This is a genomic window from Actinoplanes aureus (assembly GCF_015704865.1).
In the GTDB taxonomy this organism is placed as follows: Bacteria; Actinomycetota; Actinomycetes; order Mycobacteriales; family Micromonosporaceae; genus Actinoplanes; species Actinoplanes aureus.
Window position 1 is genome coordinate 52,727 of sequence record NZ_JADQTO010000008.1, and the last position, 18,301, is coordinate 71,027.

At 72.5% G+C, this 18,301-nt stretch carries 14 protein-coding genes; 7 read left to right on the forward strand and 7 right to left on the reverse strand.

The annotated features are described in order from the left end of the window. The 4 genes from I4J89_RS18555 to I4J89_RS18570 are packed head-to-tail and all read right to left on the reverse strand — an operon-like array spanning position 1 to position 2,519. Positions 1-567 carry a GNAT family N-acetyltransferase gene (locus I4J89_RS18555; RefSeq protein WP_196415246.1) on the reverse strand — a complete coding sequence of 189 codons (567 nt, stop codon included), beginning with the start codon at positions 565-567 and terminating at the stop codon, positions 1-3. Further along, a complete protein-coding gene (locus tag I4J89_RS18560) occupies positions 564-1,253 on the reverse strand; it encodes a monooxygenase (RefSeq protein WP_196415247.1) in 690 nt (229 codons plus the stop codon). Before I4J89_RS18560 ends, I4J89_RS18555 begins: the two co-directional genes overlap by 4 nt. After that, entirely contained in the window at positions 1,250-1,720 is a 471-nt protein-coding gene (locus I4J89_RS18565) for a YbaK/EbsC family protein (protein WP_196415248.1), read from the reverse strand. Before I4J89_RS18565 ends, I4J89_RS18560 begins: the two co-directional genes overlap by 4 nt. A gap of 4 nt (positions 1,721-1,724) precedes the next feature. Beyond that, positions 1,725-2,519, reverse strand: coding sequence for an SDR family NAD(P)-dependent oxidoreductase (locus I4J89_RS18570; protein WP_309238381.1), 795 nt, complete (start codon positions 2,517-2,519; stop codon positions 1,725-1,727). Positions 2,520-4,142: 1,623 nt separating this feature from the next. On the opposite strand from I4J89_RS18570, the gene I4J89_RS18575 reads away from it, so the two are divergent. From I4J89_RS18575 to I4J89_RS18605, 7 genes are all read left to right on the forward strand, one after another. Continuing rightward, positions 4,143-4,544 (forward strand): SAV_6107 family HEPN domain-containing protein, encoded by a 402-nt coding sequence (locus I4J89_RS18575; RefSeq protein WP_230859220.1) that lies wholly within the window; start codon positions 4,143-4,145, stop codon positions 4,542-4,544. Positions 4,545-4,601: 57 nt separating this feature from the next. Further along, positions 4,602-6,623 (forward strand): DNA polymerase Y family protein, encoded by a 2,022-nt coding sequence (locus I4J89_RS18580; RefSeq protein ID WP_309238368.1) that lies wholly within the window; start codon positions 4,602-4,604, stop codon positions 6,621-6,623. A 9-nt stretch (positions 6,624-6,632) separates the two neighbouring features. Then, entirely contained in the window at positions 6,633-10,001 is a 3,369-nt protein-coding gene (locus I4J89_RS18585; RefSeq protein WP_196415252.1) for an error-prone DNA polymerase, read from the forward strand. 63 nt (positions 10,002-10,064) lie between these two features. Next, positions 10,065-10,430, forward strand: coding sequence for an SSI family serine proteinase inhibitor (locus I4J89_RS18590; RefSeq protein ID WP_196415253.1), 366 nt, complete (start codon positions 10,065-10,067; stop codon positions 10,428-10,430). A gap of 20 nt (positions 10,431-10,450) precedes the next feature. Further along, the gene (locus I4J89_RS18595) at positions 10,451-11,194 is read left to right on the forward strand and encodes a methyltransferase domain-containing protein (RefSeq protein WP_196415254.1); all 744 of its coding nucleotides are present in this window, start codon (positions 10,451-10,453) and stop codon (positions 11,192-11,194) included. A gap of 3 nt (positions 11,195-11,197) precedes the next feature. After that, on the forward strand, positions 11,198-12,376 hold the full coding sequence (locus I4J89_RS18600; protein ID WP_196415255.1) for an alkaline phosphatase family protein: 1,179 nt from the start codon (positions 11,198-11,200) through the stop codon (positions 12,374-12,376). A gap of 281 nt (positions 12,377-12,657) precedes the next feature. Then, the gene (locus I4J89_RS18605; protein ID WP_196415256.1) at positions 12,658-13,044 is read left to right on the forward strand and encodes an SCO2097 family morphological protein; all 387 of its coding nucleotides are present in this window, start codon (positions 12,658-12,660) and stop codon (positions 13,042-13,044) included. 176 nt (positions 13,045-13,220) lie between these two features. On the opposite strand, the gene I4J89_RS18610 is transcribed toward I4J89_RS18605, so the two are convergent. The 3 genes from I4J89_RS18610 to I4J89_RS18620 are packed head-to-tail and all read right to left on the reverse strand — an operon-like array spanning position 13,221 to position 18,009. Continuing rightward, positions 13,221-15,671 (reverse strand): transglutaminase TgpA family protein, encoded by a 2,451-nt coding sequence (locus I4J89_RS18610; RefSeq protein ID WP_196415257.1) that lies wholly within the window; start codon positions 15,669-15,671, stop codon positions 13,221-13,223. Further along, a complete protein-coding gene (locus I4J89_RS18615; RefSeq protein WP_196415474.1) occupies positions 15,668-16,966 on the reverse strand; it encodes a DUF58 domain-containing protein in 1,299 nt (432 codons plus the stop codon). The genes I4J89_RS18610 and I4J89_RS18615 overlap by 4 nt, the downstream gene beginning before the upstream one ends. Positions 16,967-16,968: 2 nt before the next feature. Next, positions 16,969-18,009, reverse strand: a complete 1,041-nt coding sequence (locus tag I4J89_RS18620) for an AAA family ATPase (RefSeq protein ID WP_196415258.1) — start codon at positions 18,007-18,009, stop codon at positions 16,969-16,971. Between the last annotated feature and the right edge of the window lie 292 nt (positions 18,010-18,301).

Genomic DNA, 18,301 nt, shown 5'->3' on the forward strand with positions numbered 1-18,301 from the left:
TCAGCCGCCGACTGTCCCAGGACTGTCGTCGACCAGCGGCAGTTCCCGCCCGAGGATCGCGAAGGCCCGCTCGTCGCCGGGGAACATGAAGTTGCGCAGCACGTCGGTGAAGCCGAACCGCCGGTACAGCCGCCAGGCACGGGACGCCTGCTCGTCGGCCTCCGGAGTGGACAGCAGCACGGTCTTGCCCTCGGCCATGGCGAGCAGCGCGCGCAGCTGCCGGGCACCCACCCCGTGTCCCTGCGCCACCGGACGGACGTGCAACTCGACCACCTCGAAGCAGTCGGCCAGCCAGTGCCGCCGCGACGACTCGTCGAGCGCGGACCGCACCTGGTCGTGCCACCACTGGCCGGGAGCGGAGGTGTAGCCGTACCCGAAACCGGCGACCCGCCCGTCCGGGGTGGTGGTGGCGACCGCGCGGAAACCGAGGCGGCGTACGTGCGAGCCGATGTACCCGCGCCGGGTCTGCAGCAGCTCCTGCCGGTAGCCCATCGCCTCGCCGTAGACGGCGACCACGTCGTCGAGCCGGCGCAGCAGGTCGTCCGGCTGCCAAGCAACGAGCCTCATCGCTTCGTCCGCTCCTGTATGTCCTGTTCGGTGCCCGTCCAGCCCAGCACGGTCCGGTCACCGATGATGTCGTGCACCGCGAAACGGGCGAAAAGCTCCTCCGCGTACCAGCGGTCGGCCGGTGTGCGGGCGATCGCCGCGCGATGCTCCGGCTGACGGTACGCGAATGCGGTGAGATCCGTCGTGCTCCGCCACACGCTGACCGTGCCCTGCCAGCCGATCGGCGCCTCACCCACCCCGAACCGGGCGAGCAGCCCCGGCGCGGTGGCCACCTCCCGGGCCACCGCCGGGATCGCCCGCCAGAACCGGATCGCCCGGGTGGGCCGCAGCCGTGCCCGGGTGAGCGCCAGCACCATCCCCTCGGTCCGGCGCCCGGTCGGCTGGAACGGGCTGCGTCCGGACCACTCGCCACGGCTGACCAGCGGTTCCAGGTCGAGGCGCGCGCTGTGTGCGGCGATCCGGTCCCAGGCCGGGAACGTCACCGGCCGATCGGAGACCGTCACCGCCGCGTACCGGGTGAGGTCCGCGTCGCCGGGGCCGAAGCCGAGGCCGGTACCCGTACCGAGGAACTTGGCGAATCGGACACCGGGCAGGTGGCGGCGGGCGAAGGCCATGCGCAGCAGGGCCGAGCCGACGGCGCGGCGCGGCACCCGCCAGACGTGCAGGCTGACCTGGGTCGCGGTCATGCCACCTCGGCCGGGGTGCCGGCAGTGACTCGGACCAGCTCGGGATAGCTGATCGGAAAGACCGACCGCGGCACGCCACCGGCCGCCCAGACCACCGGGTACTGCTCAAGATCCACGTCGACCAGCGTACGCACGGGTTTCGGGTGGCCGACCGGTGCGACACCGCCGATCGCCTGCCCGGTGTGCCGCCGGACGAACTCGGGAGTGGCCCGGCCCAGCTTCGTGACGCCGAGCGAGGCCGCCACCTTCGCGGTGTCCACCCGGTGCGCTCCGGAGGTCAGCACCAGCAGCGGCTCCCCGTCCGCGTCGAAGATCAGCGAGTTGGCGATCTGGCCGACCTCGATCTCCAGCGCGGCGGCCGCGGCGGCCGCGGTGTGCACCGCCTCGTCCAGGATGACGATCTCGGCGGACACACCGGCGCTCTCCAGGGCGTCGCGTACCGCGGTCACGTTGGGATGGTTCCGCATCACCTCATCCTGCCGCGTTCTCGCTGGCTTCCCACAGCGCGGCCGCGAGTTGCGGATCGCGCGCGTACGGCGCCGGGCTGGTCAGCTCGTGGCCGACGTAGTAGCCGCCGTTCACCAACTCGCCGGCGGGTGCCGTGGCCAGCCAGACCAGCAGCTCCCCGGCCTTCTCCGGGGTCGTCAGGAACGGCGCGTACCGGTAGAAGAACCGGATGACCCGGCCGGTGCCGAAGTTGGTGCGGACCACGCCCGGGTGGAAGGACACGCTCGTCACCTCCGGCCAGCGCCGGGCCGCCTCGGCCGCGAAGAGGATGTTCGCCGTTTTACCCGCGCCGTACGCCTGCCAGGGGTCGTATCTGTCCTTCGCGCCGGGCAGGTCGTCCGGGTCGGGCCGGCCCCGGTTGTGCGCCCGGGAGGCGGTGTTCACCACCCGGCCGTCCTTCAGGCGCGGCAGCAACAGGGTGGTGAGCAGGAACGGGGACAGGTGATTGCTCTGGATGGTGGCCTCGTAGCCGTCGGCGGTGCGTCGATACTCGCCGACCATGCCACCGGCGTTGTTGGCCAGCACGTCGATCCGCTGATATCCGGCGAGGAGCTGGTCGGCGAGAGCGCGTACCTCGGCGAAGGACTCGAAGTCGGCCCGGAAGCTCGCCGGCTCCCGCCCGCCGGCCTGCCGCACCTGGGCGACCGCGTCCGCGAGCCGCCGCGGGTCCCGGCCCACCAGAATCACCTCGTCACCGCGGGCGGCGAACTGCTTGGCGGCCGCCAGGCCCACCCCCGAGCTGCCCCCGGTCACCACGATCGTCGCCACCTGTCGCCTCCTGCTCTCGTCCGCCCGCCTCGCCTGCCCGCCTCGCCTCACCGAGCATCCTGGCATCCGGCCCGGGTTTCAGCGCGGGGGCGAGGGTCAGCGTCACCGCGATCGCTATCACCACGATCGCGGATCCGGGCCCGGGGAGTTCGGCGACTGCGCCGGCCAGCCGGCACCGACCGCCTGCATGGTGTGCATGCCGAACTGTGCAACCCCGGCGGTCCCGCCGGAATCTCCTCGTCCCCGCTCTGCCGACGCGAGCCCGCCGCCCGTCCCGGCCTCACCGCGACCGCCGGGAACACCAATCCGTCCCGCCCGGCCCATCCCGCCCGGCCCATCCCGCCCGGCCCATCCCGCCCGGCCCATCCCGCCCGGCCCATCCCGCCCATCCCGCCCGTCCCGCCCGGCCCGTCCCGCCCCGCCCGTCCAGCGCCGGGGCGGGCTCCGCCAGGCGCGTTCCGAGTCAGACCGTCCCGCACCAGGCGGTTCCGTGCCGGGCTGTTCCGGCTGCTCACCGCAGGCGCCCGGCCAATGCCAACCCGATTCGGCCGGAACCACGTGGTCAGTTTCATGCGGAGCCGACCGGCCGACCGGCCGACCGGCCGACCGGCCGGCCGCTGCCAGCCGTAGTGGCGGCTCAACATCGCCGCCCTTTCACGTGTCGCCGCGCTGACATGGGCTGGCGGCCGAGCCACCTAACGACGGCCCTATCGGTGCCTCGCCGCCAGCCAGACTCGCTACCACCCTCTCCCCACGTGCGGCCGGGCTCACCCGGCTGGCGCCCAGTCCTCTCATGGAGGTTCTATCGGTGCCTCAGCGCCAGCTGGACCCGACTGCCCTCTTCACCTGCGGTTGGGGCGCGGGGACGGCCGGTCACGGGTACCGCTGGTGGAGAGCGGACCTCGGCCACTGAAGATGTTCAGCCGCTGCTCGCCGGCGCTTGCCGTTGTGGTTTGGCCCTGTCGGCGACCGGTCCCGACCACGCTTCGGGCCGGCTGATCCGGTGGCCGCTCCTTGTCGATCATCTGTTCGAAAAGATGCCCCGCGCGGGGCTGTGAAGGTTGCATTTTTGTCGTAGGGGGGTGTTAGTCTCTGCGGTAGTTAGAACGGATGTTCGAACGGGCTTCATCGCTCGGGCGACGGCGTTCTGATCCGGGAGCGTGTTTCGCGGCGCGTCTCCCGGGGCGGCACCGCGAAGTGCCGCACGCGTGGTTCGGGCATTCGCGGGCCCGGACCCGTACAAGGCAGGCCGTCGCCCGCTGCCCCCGACCCCCGGTGGCGGGCGACGGACCCGCCGGGTGGTGCCGCCGGGTGTGGTGTGGGGAAGCTTCACACCCGGTCGGCTCGCCGCCGGGGCAGGCTTCACGGTTTGCCCGACGGGGCTCCGGCTCTGCCCGCTGGAGCCCCGTCCCGGCCCCGGCCGGTCCGTTGCGGACCTGCTCGGCGCGCTGTGTCTTCCTCCGCAGCGCAACGGTTCGGCCCTCACGTCGGATGCGGAACAGGCGAGGAGAAACAACGATGGCGAGCATCACTGCCCCGGGCCTCGAGCCGGCTCCCGGTCCGGTTCGTGCCGGCACGGCCACCAGGGCGGATGCGCCCACGGTCCCGGCGCACATGCTGCCGCACCGCACACCGGCTCAGCTGCTGACGATCGCCCGCCAAGGGCTGGACGAGGCGGCACACACCAACCCCGACGGGCTGCGCTACGCGGCGGCTCATCTGGCCGCCCTGCGCGCCGCCGCCGCTCTGCTCGCCGCCCGCGCCCGGCCCGCCGCGCCCGGCCGTCGTGCCCGGGCGACAAGCGTCTGGTCCCTGCTCGTCCTGGTGGCTCCCGAGTTCGGTGATTGGGCCGGTTACTTCGCGCTGGGCGCGGGCAAACGCGCCGCCGCGGAGGCCGGTATTCCTCGTGTCGTGAGCGCCCGGGAGGCCGACGACCTGCTGCGCGCGGCCGAGCAGTTCGTCACCGTGGTCGAGTCGTCCCTGGGTCTGGCATACCAGCCACCCTTGGCGGCCTGATCCGGCCGTCGTGGCCGGGCTGTGGGCGCTGCGTGAGGGGGCGTAGTGGAAGCGGCCGTGCGCACGCTGCTGGTCTGGTGCCCGGACTGGCCGATCGTCGCTGCCGAGATTGTGGAAGGGGTGGCGGCCGGGGAAGCGGTCGTCGTCCTTTCCGGCAATCGCGTGCTGGCCTGTTCGGAGGCGGCGCGGCGGGAGGGCGTGCGACGGGGGTTGCGGCGCCGGGAAGCGCAGAGCCGGTGCCCGTGGATGACCGTCGTGGAGCATGATCCGGGACGTGACGCCCGGGCGTTCGAGCCGGTGGTGGCGGCGATCGAGGAGGTCGTGGCCGGGGTCGAGGTGATCCGGGCCGGTGCGTGCGCGGTCGCGGTGCGCGGCCCGGCGCGGTACTTCGGTGGTGAGGAGGCCGCGGCCGAGCGGATCGTCGAGCAGGTCGCGCAGGCGTGTGCCGTGGAGTGCCAGGTCGGAATCGCGGAGGGCGTGTTCGCGGCCGGGATCGCGGCGCGGACCGGGCGGGTCGTGCCGCCGGGGGAGACGCGGGAGTTTCTGTCCGGCGTACCTGTCGAGGCTCTGGAGCGGCCGGAGCTGACCGACCTCCTGCACCGGCTGGGGATCAAGACGCTCGGTCAGTTCGCCGCGCTGCCCGCCGGGGACGTGCTGACCCGGTTCGGGTTCGACGGCGCGCTGGCGCACCGGCTCGCGTCCGGGGCTGATCACCGGCCGCTCGCAGTCCGGAAACCGCCGCTCGACCTGGCCGTCGAGGACACCTACGACGAACCGCTGGAGCGGGTGGACGTGGCCGCCTTCGCCGGCCGGGTGCTGGCCGAGCGACTGCACGAGGGGCTTGCCGCGCACGGGCTGGCCTGCACCCGGCTCGGGGTGGAGGCGGTCACCGTGGACGGACAGGAGCTGTTCCGGATGTGGCGGCACGACGGCACTCTCACCGCCACCGCGATCGCCGATCGGGTGCGCTGGCAGCTGGACGGCTGGCTCACCGGGGCCCGGCGTGGCGTCCTGGAGCGGCCTACCGCCGGGCTGGTCCGGCTGCGCCTGGTACCGGACGGAGTGCTGGTCCATCTCGGGCTGCAAGCCGGACTCTGGGGCGAGACGGGCGCGGAGCGGGACCGGGCACACCGGGTCTTCAGCCGGGTGCAGGGCCTGCTCGGTCCGAACGCGGTGGTGACGCCGGTGCTGGGCGGTGGGCGTTCGGCGGACGACCAGGTGCGGCTCGTGCCGTGGGGCGACGAACGCGAACCGTCCCGGCCGGGTGCCGCGCACATCGATCCGATTCCCGGTGCCGGGCCGGAGCCACCCGCCGCGCCGGCGTTGCGGCTGGTCAGATCACTGCCAAGGGAGGCCGCCCAGGCGGCGCCGCCCACTGCGGCCGGGGCGGTGCCGGCCGCTGTGTCCGGGGCGGCTTCGGCCGCCGTGGCCGGAAAGGAAACGCCCGGATCGTCCGGTGATCTCGCTTCCGTGGTGCGGCTCCGCCCGCCGGAACAGGAACGTGAGCAAACGCGACCGGCGGCGGTGACGCGCCTGCGGCCGGTGCCGGTCATTCCGGCTGAGCCGGGCGGTGGGGCGCGGCCAGGTGGCGGGCGGGGTGGGCCGGTGCCGGCGGAGGTGCCGGACATTCCGGCTGAGCCGGGCGGCGGAGGGCGGCCAGGTGGCGGGCCGGGTGGGCCGGCCGCCGCGTCGTTTCCTGTGCCGGGGCCGGTGAAGCGGCCCGGTCGCAGGTCCGCCCGGCAGATCGCGTTGCCGCCCTGGCCGGGGCGGTTGCCCCGGCCAGCGCCGGCGGTGGTGCCCGGCCGGCCGGCTACGGCGGTGGTGCTCGACGCGGCCGGCCGGCCGGTGGGGGTGAGCGCCCGGCTGGAACTGACCGGGCCGCCGGTGACCGTCGCCGTGGAGCGGGGCGCGCCGGCCGAGATCGTCGGCTGGGCCGGGCCGTGGCCGGTGGACGAGCGCTGGTGGGCGGACGGGGAGGCGCGGAGGCGGGCCCGGTTCCAGGTGATGCTGGCCGGCGGGCGGGCGTTGCTGCTGTCGCTGGCGGGCGGTCAGTGGGTGGTGGAGGCGGTTTATGACTGAGGGGGAGTGGTGGGCTTCAACAACCCGGATGTGCCCTGGTCGCAGCTGGAGAGCACGCTGTCCGGGCGCACGCCGGCCGGGCAGCGTGACCTGTGGACGATCACCGACGACCAGCCGGTGGTCGATCCGCTGGCGATCGACGGGGACGGCGGGGACTCACCCGCCTGGAGCCGCAAGCGCGAGCCCTACCGGGCCGCGCCGGGGCTGGTCCGGGCCGAGAACACCACGGCGTACGCCGAACTGCACTGTCACACCAATTTCAGCTTCCTGGACGGCGCCAGCCACCCCGAGGAGCTCGCCGAGGAGGCGGCCCGGCTGGGCTTGACCGGGCTGGCCGTCACCGACCACGACGGCTTCTACGGCGTGGTCCGGTTCTCCCAGGCGGCCCGGGAGCTGGGCCTGCCCACGATCTTCGGCGCCGAGTTGTCGCTGGGCCTGTCCCGGCCGCAGGGCGGTGAACCGGATCCGGAGGGGGTTCATCTGCTGGCGCTGGCGCACGGCCATGAGGGCTATGCCCGGCTGGCCCGGGTGATCTCGCAGGCCCAGCTGGCCGGTGGGGAGAAGGGCAAGCCGGATTACGGCGACGTGGAGCAGGTCGCCGAGGTTCTCAAGGATCACGTGCTGGTGCTGACCGGATGCCGCAAGGGTCCGGTTCCGTGGGCGCTGGCCACCGGCGGCATCGAAAAAGCGGGGTACGAGCTGGACCGTCTCGTCAGCCTCTTCGGCGCCCCGAACGTGGCGGTGGAGCTGACCGAGCACGGCGACCCGTACGACTCGGATCGCAACGACGCCCTGTTCGAGCTGGCCGGCAGCCGGGGACTGGAGGTGGTGGCCACCAACAACGTGCACTACGCCACCCCGTCCCGGCGCCGGCTCGCGACCGCCCTGGCCGCGGTCCGGGCCCGGCGCAGCCTGGACGACATGGACGGCTGGCTGCCGGCGGCCGGCACCGCCCACCTGCGCAGCGGGGACGAGATGGCCCGCCGGTTCGCCGCCTATCCGGGCGCGGTGGCGAACGCCGCGATGTACGGCGACGGCCTCGCCTTCAACCTGGACCTGGTCGCGCCACGGTTGCCGGACTATCCGGTACCGCGGGGGCACACCGAGATGAGCTGGCTGCGGGAGCTGACGATGGACGGCGCCCGGAAGAGGTACGGAGAGCACCACCCGCGGGCCTACGCGCAGATCGAGAAGGAACTGCGCATGATCGAGGATCTCGGGTTCCCCGGCTATTTCCTGGTCGTCTACGACATAGTCCGGTTCTGCCGGGAGAACGACATCTACTGCCAGGGCCGCGGCTCGGCGGCCAACTCCGCGGTCTGCTACGCGCTTTGGATCACCAACGTCGACTCGGTGCGCTACAACCTGCTCTTCGAGCGGTTCCTCGCCCCGGAGCGGGACGGCCCGCCGGACATCGACGTGGACATCGAGTCGGACCGGCGTGAGGAGGTCATCCAGCACGTCTACGAGAAGTACGGGCGGGAGCACACCGCCCAGGTGGCGAACGTGATCTCGTACCGGCCGCGGTCGGCGGTGCGGGACATGGCCCGGGCGTTCGGGTTCTCCGCCGGGCAGCAGGACGCCTGGAGCAAGCAGATCGACCGCTGGGGTGACGTGGCGTCGGCCGACGAGGACATCCCGGAGCAGGTGATCGAGTTCGCGAACGAGGTGCAGACGTTCCCGCGGCATCTCGGCATCCACTCCGGCGGCATGGTGATCTGCGACCGGCCGATCATCGAGGTCTGCCCGGTGGAGTGGGGGCGGATGCCGGGCCGCACGGTGCTCCAGTGGGACAAGGACGACTGCGCCGCCGTCGACCTGGTCAAGTTCGACCTGCTCGGGCTCGGGATGCTGTCGGCGCTGCACTACGCGTACGACATGATCGACGACGAGCTGGACATCGCGACGATGCCGCTCGACGATGCCGAGGTCTACGAGATGCTCTGCCGGGCGGACTCGGTCGGTGTGTTCCAGGTGGAGAGCCGGGCCCAGATGGCCACGCTGCCCCGGCTCAAACCCAAGGAGTTCTACGACCTGGTCATCGAGGTGGCGCTGATCCGTCCCGGTCCGATCCAGGGCGGCTCGGTCCACCCGTACATCAGACGGAAGAACGGCCTGGAGCCGCCGCGCGTGCCGCACCCGCTGATGGCGAACGCGCTGGCCAAGACCCTGGGTGTGCCGCTCTTCCAGGAGCAGCTGATGCAGCTGGCGATCGACGTGGCCGGGTTCGACCCGGCCGAGGCGGACCAGCTGCGGCGCGCCATGGGCGCGAAGCGGTCCATCACCAAGATGGAGAAGATCAAACAGCGACTGTACGACGGGATGGCCACCAACGGGATCACCGGTGAGCTCGCCGACGACCTGTTCCTGAAGCTCTCCGCGTTCGCCAGTTACGGCTTCCCGGAGAGCCACGCGATGAGCTTCGCCTACCTGGTCTACGCGAGTGCCTGGCTGAAGCGGTACCACCCGGCGGCGTTCTGTGCGGCGCTGCTCAATGCCCAGCCGATGGGCTTCTACTCACCGCAGACGCTTGTCGACGACGCGCGCCGGCACGGGGTCGAGGTCCGCCGGCCGGACATCAACCGCAGCGACGCCGCCGCGACCCTGGAGACCACGCCGGCGATGAGGAGGAAGAGCGAGCCGGGGGAGCCGCCGCACGCCTGGGGGATCGGCGGCCCGGCCGTCCGGGAGGGACTGTCGAGTGTTCGCACGATCGGGACCGAGCTGGCCGAGCGCATCGAGGAGGAGCGGAAGGCGCGTGGGCCGTACCGGTCGATGACGGATCTCGCACGGCGTACCGGATGCTCGACTGCCCAGCTGGAGGCCCTCGCGACCGCCGACGCCTTCGCGGGTTTCGGTCTTTCGCGCCGTGAGGCGCTGTGGGCCGCGGGAGCGGCCGCCCTGGACAAGCCGGACCGCCTGCCCGGCACGGCGACCGGCACCGAGGCGCCGACGCTGCCCGGCATGAGCGAGGTGGACGTGCTGGTCGCGGACGTCTGGGCGACCGGGTTGTCGCCGGAGACGCATCCGGCGCGGTTCATCCGCCAGGAGCTGGAGCGGGCGGGCGCGCTGCCGATCGACACGCTGTCCGGTGTGGAGGCGGGCACCCGGATCCGGGTCGGCGGGATCGTCACCCACCGGCAGCGGCCGGCCACCGCGGGTGGGGTGACGTTCGTGAACCTGGAGGACGAGACCGGGATGCTGAACGTGACCTGCTCACCGGGGTTGTGGCAGCGGTATCGGCGGGTGGCCCGGAGCAGCGCGGCCCTGCTGGTCCGGGGCCGGCTGGAGAAGGCCGAGGGCGTGCTGAACCTGGTCGCGGACCGGCTCGAGACGGTGACGCCGCCGGTGACCCCGGCATCCCGCGATTTCCGATGAATTGCACCTTTCACGGTGTACGGTGCAACCCGAAGCTCATCGGGGGGCACCATGATCCAAACCATGATCGGACTTGCCGCGGTCTCGACGGCACTTCTGAGCACTGCGAACCCGGTGCCGCGGCCATCCGCCCGCGCCGATCTCACCCTCACTTACACGGCTGAAGCCGGCTTCGCCGCGGCCGTCAAACTCACCTGTTATCCGACCGGCGGTGGCCATCCCAAACCGGCCGAGGCCTGCGCGACGCTGCGGCGGGCCGGGGCGGACCCGGGGAAGCTGGCACCGGGCGACTCCATGTGCGTCCTGCTCTACCAGCCGGTGAAGGCGGAGCTGAAGGGCGTCTGGCAGGGCCGGTCAGTGCAGTGGACGAAGACCTACGGCAACACCTGCGAGATGAACCGGGCCACGGGTGTCCTCTTCGACTTCTAGGTCAGGGCTAGTCTGCCTGGGTGGAAACTGCATCTGCGCGTACCGGGAGGCCGGCTCGCACTGCGGCGGTCTGGGCGGTCCTCCGCCGGGAACTGGACCGGCACGCCGGTCGTGAGCTGACCGTGCTCGACGTCGGAGGTGGGACCGGTGGGTTCGCCGTGCCTCTCGCTGAGGCCGGGCACACCGTCACGGTGATCGACGCGAGCCCGGACGCGCTCGCCGCGCTGACCCGGCGCGCCGCCGACGCGGGCGTCGCGGACCGGGTGCACGCCGTGCAGGGCGACGGTGACGCGCTCGCCGCGCTGGTCGACCCCGGCAGCGCCGACCTGGTCCTGTGTCACTCGGTGCTCGAGGTGGTCGACGAACCGGCGCGGGTGGTGGCGGCGATCGCGGCCGCACTCCGGCCCGGCGGTGCGGTCAGCCTGCTGGTCGCGAGCCGCGCGGCCGCGATACTGGCCCGGGCCGTCAACGGCCACCTGCGTGCCGCGTCCGCCCTGGTCACCGACCCGGCCGGGCGCGCCGGGCCGCGCGACACCCTGCTGCGCAGATTTGACGCGGCCGGCGCCGTCGCGCTGCTGGAGGCCGCCGGCCTGACGGTGGAGGAGACCCATGGGGTACGTGTGGTCACCGACCTGCTGCCGGCCACGGTGCTCGAGGAGGACCCGCAGGCGGTCCTGGATCTGGAGCTGGCGTTGAGCTCCCGCCCGCCGTTCCGGGACATCGCCTCCCAGCTGCACCTCTTCGCTCGCCAACCGGTCGGGTAAGCCGTGGACACGCCCGAGGACGGCCTCCACCCCGACGCGCTCCGGACCCTGTCGCCCGCGTACGGGACGGGCAGCCTGGCCGACCTGCTGCCCAGCGTGTGCGCGGTGCTCGGCGTGCCGGGCGCGGTGGACGTCCTCGGCCTGACCGCCCGGCTGGACGGCATTGACAAGATCGGCGTGCTGCTCGTCGACGGGCTCGGCGCCTACCAGTTGCCGCTGGCCGCCCCGCACGCGCCGATCCTCGCCGATCTCGCCGCCGGCGGACGGGGTCACGCCGGCACGCTGACCTCCGGCTTTCCCTCCACCACCCCGGTCAGCCTGGTCACGCTCGGCGCCGGTGTGCCGCCCGGAGCGCACGGCGTTCTGGGGTTCACCGTGCGCCGCCCGGACGGCCGGGTGCTCACCCACATCTACTGGGCGGACGATCCGGATCCGCGCGAATGGCAGCCGGTGCCGACCTGGATGGAGACCGCCGCGGCCGCCGGGGTGCGGGTCACCGTGGTCAGCCGGCCGGCGTTCGAGGGCAGCGGGCTCAGCCTGGCGGCGAACCGGGGTGGCGAGTACCTCGGTGCCGCCGACGGCCCGGCCGTCGCCGCGGGGATGCTCGCGGCGCTGAACGCGGGCCCCGGCCCGGCCCTCGTCTACGGCTACCACCCGGACCTCGACCACTTCGGTCACGAGGACGGGATCGGCTCGGACAACTGGCGCCGGGCGGCCCGCGGCCTGGACAAGCTCCTGGACCAGGTGGTGCACGAGCTCCCGCCGGGCGCCGCGCTGCTGATCGTCGCCGACCACGGCCAGCTCAACATCCCGGAGAACGGCCGGTACGACATGGCCGCCATCCCGGCGCTGCGGGACGGCGTGATCGGAGTCGCCGGCGAGCCCCGGGTCCGCTACCTGTACGCCGCCGACGGCGCGCTGGACAGCGTGCTGGCGAACTGGCGCGGGGTGTTCGGTGCCGACGCCCGGGTGCTCACCCGGGACGAGGCGATCGCCGAGGGCTGGTACGGCCCGGTGACGCCGGCCCACGCCGGCCGGATCGGGGACGTGGTGGTGATCTGTCAGAGGCGGGCCGTGGCGGTCGCGTCCGGCTGGGAACCGGATAAGGCGGGACAGCTCGTGGCGTACCACGGCTCGGTCACCGCGGCCGAAATGACTGTCCCATTGCTGATCGTCCGTTGAGCCCGATCCCGGGTATTCTCGCCGATCTTGCGTATGGCCAGTTCACCGGCCGTGACCAGGGCCACTTCCACCCGTGATGGAGAGCCGTCACTCGGTCTTTTGGGGCGAACCGATCTTCCCGGCACGGAAAATCACCCGCACTCGGCCGTCGTCCCGCTTTCCGACCCGCCAACCCGCTCGTAGACTTGCGTGATAAGGCGGCCGACGGCTGCCCTGTAGGACCACACCTGCACCACCCCGACCCCACTGCGGGGCCGGACATGCGCCCGGGGAGGAATGCCGTGCCGCTCTCGGAGCACGAGCAGCGGCTGTTCGATCAGATCGAGCGGTCGCTTGCCGAGGACCCTAAATTCGCCTCGGCTGTGCGGGCCAACGACCCGCGATTCCATGCACGGCGCCGGCTCCTCATCGCCGCGTTCGTGATCGTCCTTGGTCTCGCCCTCGTCGTCTACGGGACCGTGAGTCAGAACACGCCGCTCGGCGTGGCCGGCTTCGTGGTCATGCTCGGCTCGGCGGCCTTCGCGATGCAGTCGCGACGCCGTGGCCAGGCGCCCGACCTGAAATCAGTCGGCGGCACCGCGACACGGCGCACACGGCAGGGCCGTAAGGGTGGACTCATCGACAGGCTCGAGGATCGGTGGCGGCAGCGCCCGGAGGGACATCGCTGACCTGCTGAGCCGGCGGCAAGCCGGCTCCCGACGAGGCGGCCGGAGCCGGCCGCCTTCGTCGTATTCCGGAGCGGTTCGCCGCACACACTCTCGATACGCGCTCGGGCGCGTCGTCAACAGCGCTGAGCGCCAGCCGAGCAATGTCGGCTGGCGCTCAGCGCTGTTCGGAACGGACCTCAGCGGGCTCGGCTGAGCAGCCGCCGTGGGCTGAAGCGACTCAGCGAGTCCCGCATCCGGGTCATGGCCTCCGCCGTACGCGTGGACCACTCACCCAGCGCGAGCCGCCAGTTCAGCAGCACCGACGGAGGCAGCAGGAGAGCCTGCATCCGGGTCCGGAACGTGGCCGACCTCGCCACCCCGGAGCGGACCCGGCCGATGGCGGTGACGAGTTCCGCCCCCTGCAACGGCCGGCGCGCGTACCGGGCTCGTTCCTCGGCCGTGCCCAGCAGCGTCGCGGCCTCGGACGCGTCGCCGGCGAGCTCGGTCTCCCGGATCAGCCGCTGCGCGGTGTGCCGCGGCGTCTCGGTCGGATCGACCGGTACCCGGAAGTCGATCATCGTGTCGATCAGTTCGTCCCAGGCCGCGTGCGCGTCCGCGCGGGCGCGCACCGAGTCACTGGTCACCACGATGTCGGTGACCGTACCGGCCGGCCCGGGATCACCGTCCGGTACGGCGGTGGCCGTCAGACCCGTGGTGGCCGAGTGCCGGCGGCGTCGCAGCAGGGCCCGGCGCATCGCCGGAATCAGCAGCAATGCGATGACCAGAGCCACCCCACCGGCGATCATCGCGCCCATCCAGGATCCGTCGTCCGGGACGACGCCGTCGCCGGCCAGCGCGCCGCCGCCGTCGTTGCCCTGCTCCGGGCGTTGCGGCACGGTCGGCGCCGCGGACGACTCGGTGTCCGGCCCGGTGGGGCCGGCCGAGGCGGAGGCCGTCGGTTCGGGACGGTCGACGTCCTGCGCCCACGCCGTACGGGTGGAGCCGGCCACACCGGCCGCCGGCGTGGCGTCGAACGGCACCCAGCCGAAGCCGTCCAGGTAGACCTCGGTCCACGCGTGCGCGTTCTTGTTCGTGATCTGGTACGTGCCGTTGCCGACCGCGGTGCCCCGGGTGAAGCCGAACGCCACCCGGGCCGGGATGCCGGCGGCGCGGACCATCCACGCCATCGCGGCCGCGTACTGCTGGCAGTAGCCGACCTTGTTCTTCAGGAAGGACGCGATGTCGGTGGCGTTGCCGCTGGACTCGGTGGCCACGTCGTACCGGAAGCCGTTCTTCGCCGAGAACGATTCGTAGATCGCCCGGACCTTGTCGTACTCCGAATCCTCGTTCCGGATCAGCCGCGCGACCAGGTTCTCCACCGAGGGGTCGTCGGGCGCCTCGGTGTACTTGCGCAGCGGGTCGTCCCGGTCCAGCGGCTGGGCCGTCCGCAGTTGCGACCGGTTGTACCGCGCCCGCTGGTAGGTGAACGAGTACTTCTGCTCCCCGGTCGTCGAACGCCCGGAGAACAGCACCTGCTGGCCCGGGTCGTACGACCAGTTGCCCTCGAGGTCGCGCACCTCGGCCGGGTAGGTGTAGAGCGGCACCATGCTCTGCCGCAGCGCGTCGCTGACCTCCACCTCGGCGCGGAACTGGGCGAAGTTCGCCTGCGAGGCCGCCTGGCGCGGGTCGGGCAGTCCTTCGGCCAGCGACGGGCCGCGCGGGGACTCGTTGCTGAAACCGTTCGTGGTCAGGGCGTCGGCGACGGCGAAGCGCAGGTAGAACGGCTCCGGCTCGTTCGTCGTCACCTTGATCAGGTTGACCGTGGCGGTCTGGTTGAGCTGACCGCTGAGCGCGGCGAACAGGTTGATCCGTCCGCCGCCGCCACCGCCGATGCCGGGACCGACTCCACCGCCGCTCTGGGTCCACCGGGAGAGCAGGCCACCCGAGACGGTCGGCACCGCCAGCGGCAGCAGCACCGCGACGAGCACGCCGAGCACGCCCATGCGGCGCCCGGCCGCGGCGAGCGGGGACGGCTCCCAGACGTCGACGTCCCGGCCGTCGCCGGTGAAGCGGCGGCCGAACCGGCGTACCCGGTCGACGTTGTCCGCCACCAGCAGCCACATGTAGCCGGCCGCGCCGATGATGAACGGGATCACCGGCACGCTGTCCAGGTAGACGGCGACCGGGATGGAGTAGATCGCGAGCATCGGCAGCCCGGCCAGGGCCGGACGGCGGAACACCGCGGTCAGCACATCCACCAGGATGGCGACCGCGCCGATGCCGAGGACGGTGACGAAGTGCAGGCCGTCCCGGTCGGGGACCGGTACGCCGTACGACCGGGTGTCCTCGCCGGCCTGCCGGATCAGGTCCGCGAAGTGCGCGAACGTGGCCGGCTGCGGGATCAGGATCTCCTTGCCGCTCGGGAAGATCCAGGTGAGGGCGAGTGCGAGCCCCACGATCATGCACAGGATCTGCGCCCAGGTGGGGAACCGCAGGGTACGTGCCCCGACCGCGGCGCCGGCGATGAGCAGCACCGTGAGCAGGCTCTGCAGCAGCCAGGTCCACGAGTCGAAGATCGCCGAGAGTGGTGCGGCGGCGAGCAGGGTGGCGCCCGCCGCGACCAGTCCGAGACGTCGCCGGCCGGTCATCGGGTCACCCCGCTCACGGTCTCGGCCATCGCGGCCCGGTACGCGAAGCCCTGCGAGCCCCGGCCCACCGAGGGCCAGAGCGCCGGCAGCGCGTCACCGTGCGCGACCGGCACCGATCGCCAGCCGCTGCGGACCAGGGCGAGTGACGCGGCCGCGTGCTCGCGGTCGGACTCCTGCCGGTCGCCGGAGGAGAGCGGCACCCAGGTGGAGCTGTCGATGGCGAATCCGATGCAACTCGCCCCGTTGCCGCGCAGCCCGCTGAGCAGCTCGGCCTCGGCCACCGTCAGCGCACCGAACAGGCCGATCACCAGCCCGCCGTCGTTGCGCCGCCGGACCAGCTCGACCAGCCCGGTGAGATCGCCGGTCTGGGTGAGCTTGACGTCGGCCAGGGTGTCCAGGATCAGGCCCTCGCCGCCCGCCTCGGAGGCGTCGATGTCGAGGCCGGTGCCGGTCACCAGCCGCAGCTTGTAGCCGGCCTGCCGCAGGTGGACCGCGATGCTGGCGGTCGCCGAGACGGCCCACTCGAAGCTGGCCGTCGGGCCCTCGCCCTGGTGCGCGTACAGCCGGGTGTCGAGCACCACCGTGGCCCGGCTCTCCCAGGGCTGCTCCTCCCGGCGGACCATCAGCTCACCGGTGCGCGCGGTGGACCGCCAGTGCACCCGGCGCAGGTCGTCGCCGCGCCGGTACTCCCGGGTCGCCGCGTCGTCCTCGCCGTGCACCGCGACCGAGCGGGCCCGGCTCTCTCCGGTGCCCGCGTACTCGCCGGCCAGCCGGACCCGGGGCAGCCCCACCACCTGCGGAATCACGGTCAGCCGGTCCACACTGGGGAACGAGCGGGTCAGCTCGCACAGCCCGAACGGGTCGGTGAGCCGCACCATGAGCGGGCCGATCGGGTACCGGCCTCTCACGTCGGCACGGACCGTGTACGCCACCGAGCTGGCCTGGTGCGCGCCGAGCCGTTCCAGCACCACCCGGGGCCGGCTGCCCAGCGCGTACGGCAGGCGGTCCTCCAGCAGCATGGTCCCGGTCGGCAGCCGGGACAGGTTCTGCAGGCGCAGGATGACCCGGGCGCTCGAGCCGACCGGAGCCCGGCCCGGCTCCAGCGACCGGGTGCAGGCCAGCTTGTACCGGCTGCGGCCGACGTACCACGCGGCCATCAGCGGCAGGGCGGCCAGCAGCACCGCGACCCGCAGCAGGTCGCGTTCGCCGAGGATGAGCGCGGAGACCGCGGCGGCGATCGCCGCGGCCAGGAACGAGCGGCCGCGCGTGGTCAGTCCCCGCAGCGCCTCCCGCATGCTCATCGCCCCCGTGACTCGTACGACGTGCGGCCGTCGCGGGTGTCGTACGGATTGCGGGCGCGATCGTGCGGCAACGGCAGCCGGTGCACGATCTCGGACACGATCGCGTCGGTGGTACGCCGGTTGAGCTGGGCGTCCGCGGTCGGAATGATCCGGTGCGCGAGGACCGGCACGGCCAGCGTCTGCAGGTCGTCGGGGAGCACGTAGTCGCGTCCCTCGAGCGCGGCCACCGCCTTGGCGGTGCGCAGCAGCTGGAGGGTGCACCGCGGTGACGCGCCGAGACGGATCTCCGGCGCCTCACGGGTCGCGGTGACCAGGGCGATCGCGTACTGCTGGACGGCGTCCGCGGCGTGCACGTGACGCACCGTCTCGATCAGCCGGCGGACCAGCGCGGCGTCCGCCACGGCACGCAGATCGTTCAGCGGGTCGTGGTCGCCGTGCCCGCTGAGCATGGCGAGCTCGGCGCGGGGGTCCGGGTAACCCATGGCGATCCGGGCGGTGAACCGGTCGCGCTGCGCCTCGGGCAGCGGATAGGTCCCCTCCATCTCGATCGGGTTCTGGGTGGCCACCACCATGAACGGCGCCTGCAGTTCATACGTCGTGCCGTCGACGGTGACCTGCCGCTCCTCCATGCACTCCAGCAGAGCGGACTGGGTCTTCGGCGAAGCCCGGTTGATCTCGTCGCCGACCACCAGGTTGGCGAAGACGGCGCCCGGCTTGAACTCGAAGTCGCGCGTCTCCTGGTTGTAGACGCTCACCCCGGTCACGTCGCTGGGCAGTAGGTCGGGCGTGAACTGAATCCGGCGTACCGAACAGTCGATGGAACGGGCGAGGGCCTTGGCCAGCTTCGTCTTACCGACGCCCGGCACGTCCTCGATGAGGAGGTGCCCCTCTGCCAGCAGAACCGCGACCGCGAGGCGTACCGTCGCGCTCTTGCCCTCGATGACCTGCTCGATGTTGGTCATGATGGCTTGCGTCGCGGCACCGAACTCGGCGCTCGTCAGCGGGCCTGCCGGCTCGCCCCAGGTCGGCGTTGTCACGGGCCTCCTCCAAGTCGTGTATGCCCCCGTGAGGTGAAACTCACCCCCCGCCGAGGACACCGAAGGTTGCGGGCGCCCAGCGGCCGTGGGCCTCCGGCGCTCGCCGCCCGTCCCCACAGGTTATCCCTGGACGCACAGATCGCCGAAAGGCCGGATCGACGAAGATCCGGGTCCGTGCGGGTATACCGGTCGCGGTCTGTGGCCGGTATGCGGGTATCATGCTTGCCATGGCTCGGTCCGTTCTGCTCCTTAGTCGGCCGTGCTGATCCGCTAGACGGACCAGGCACGGCGC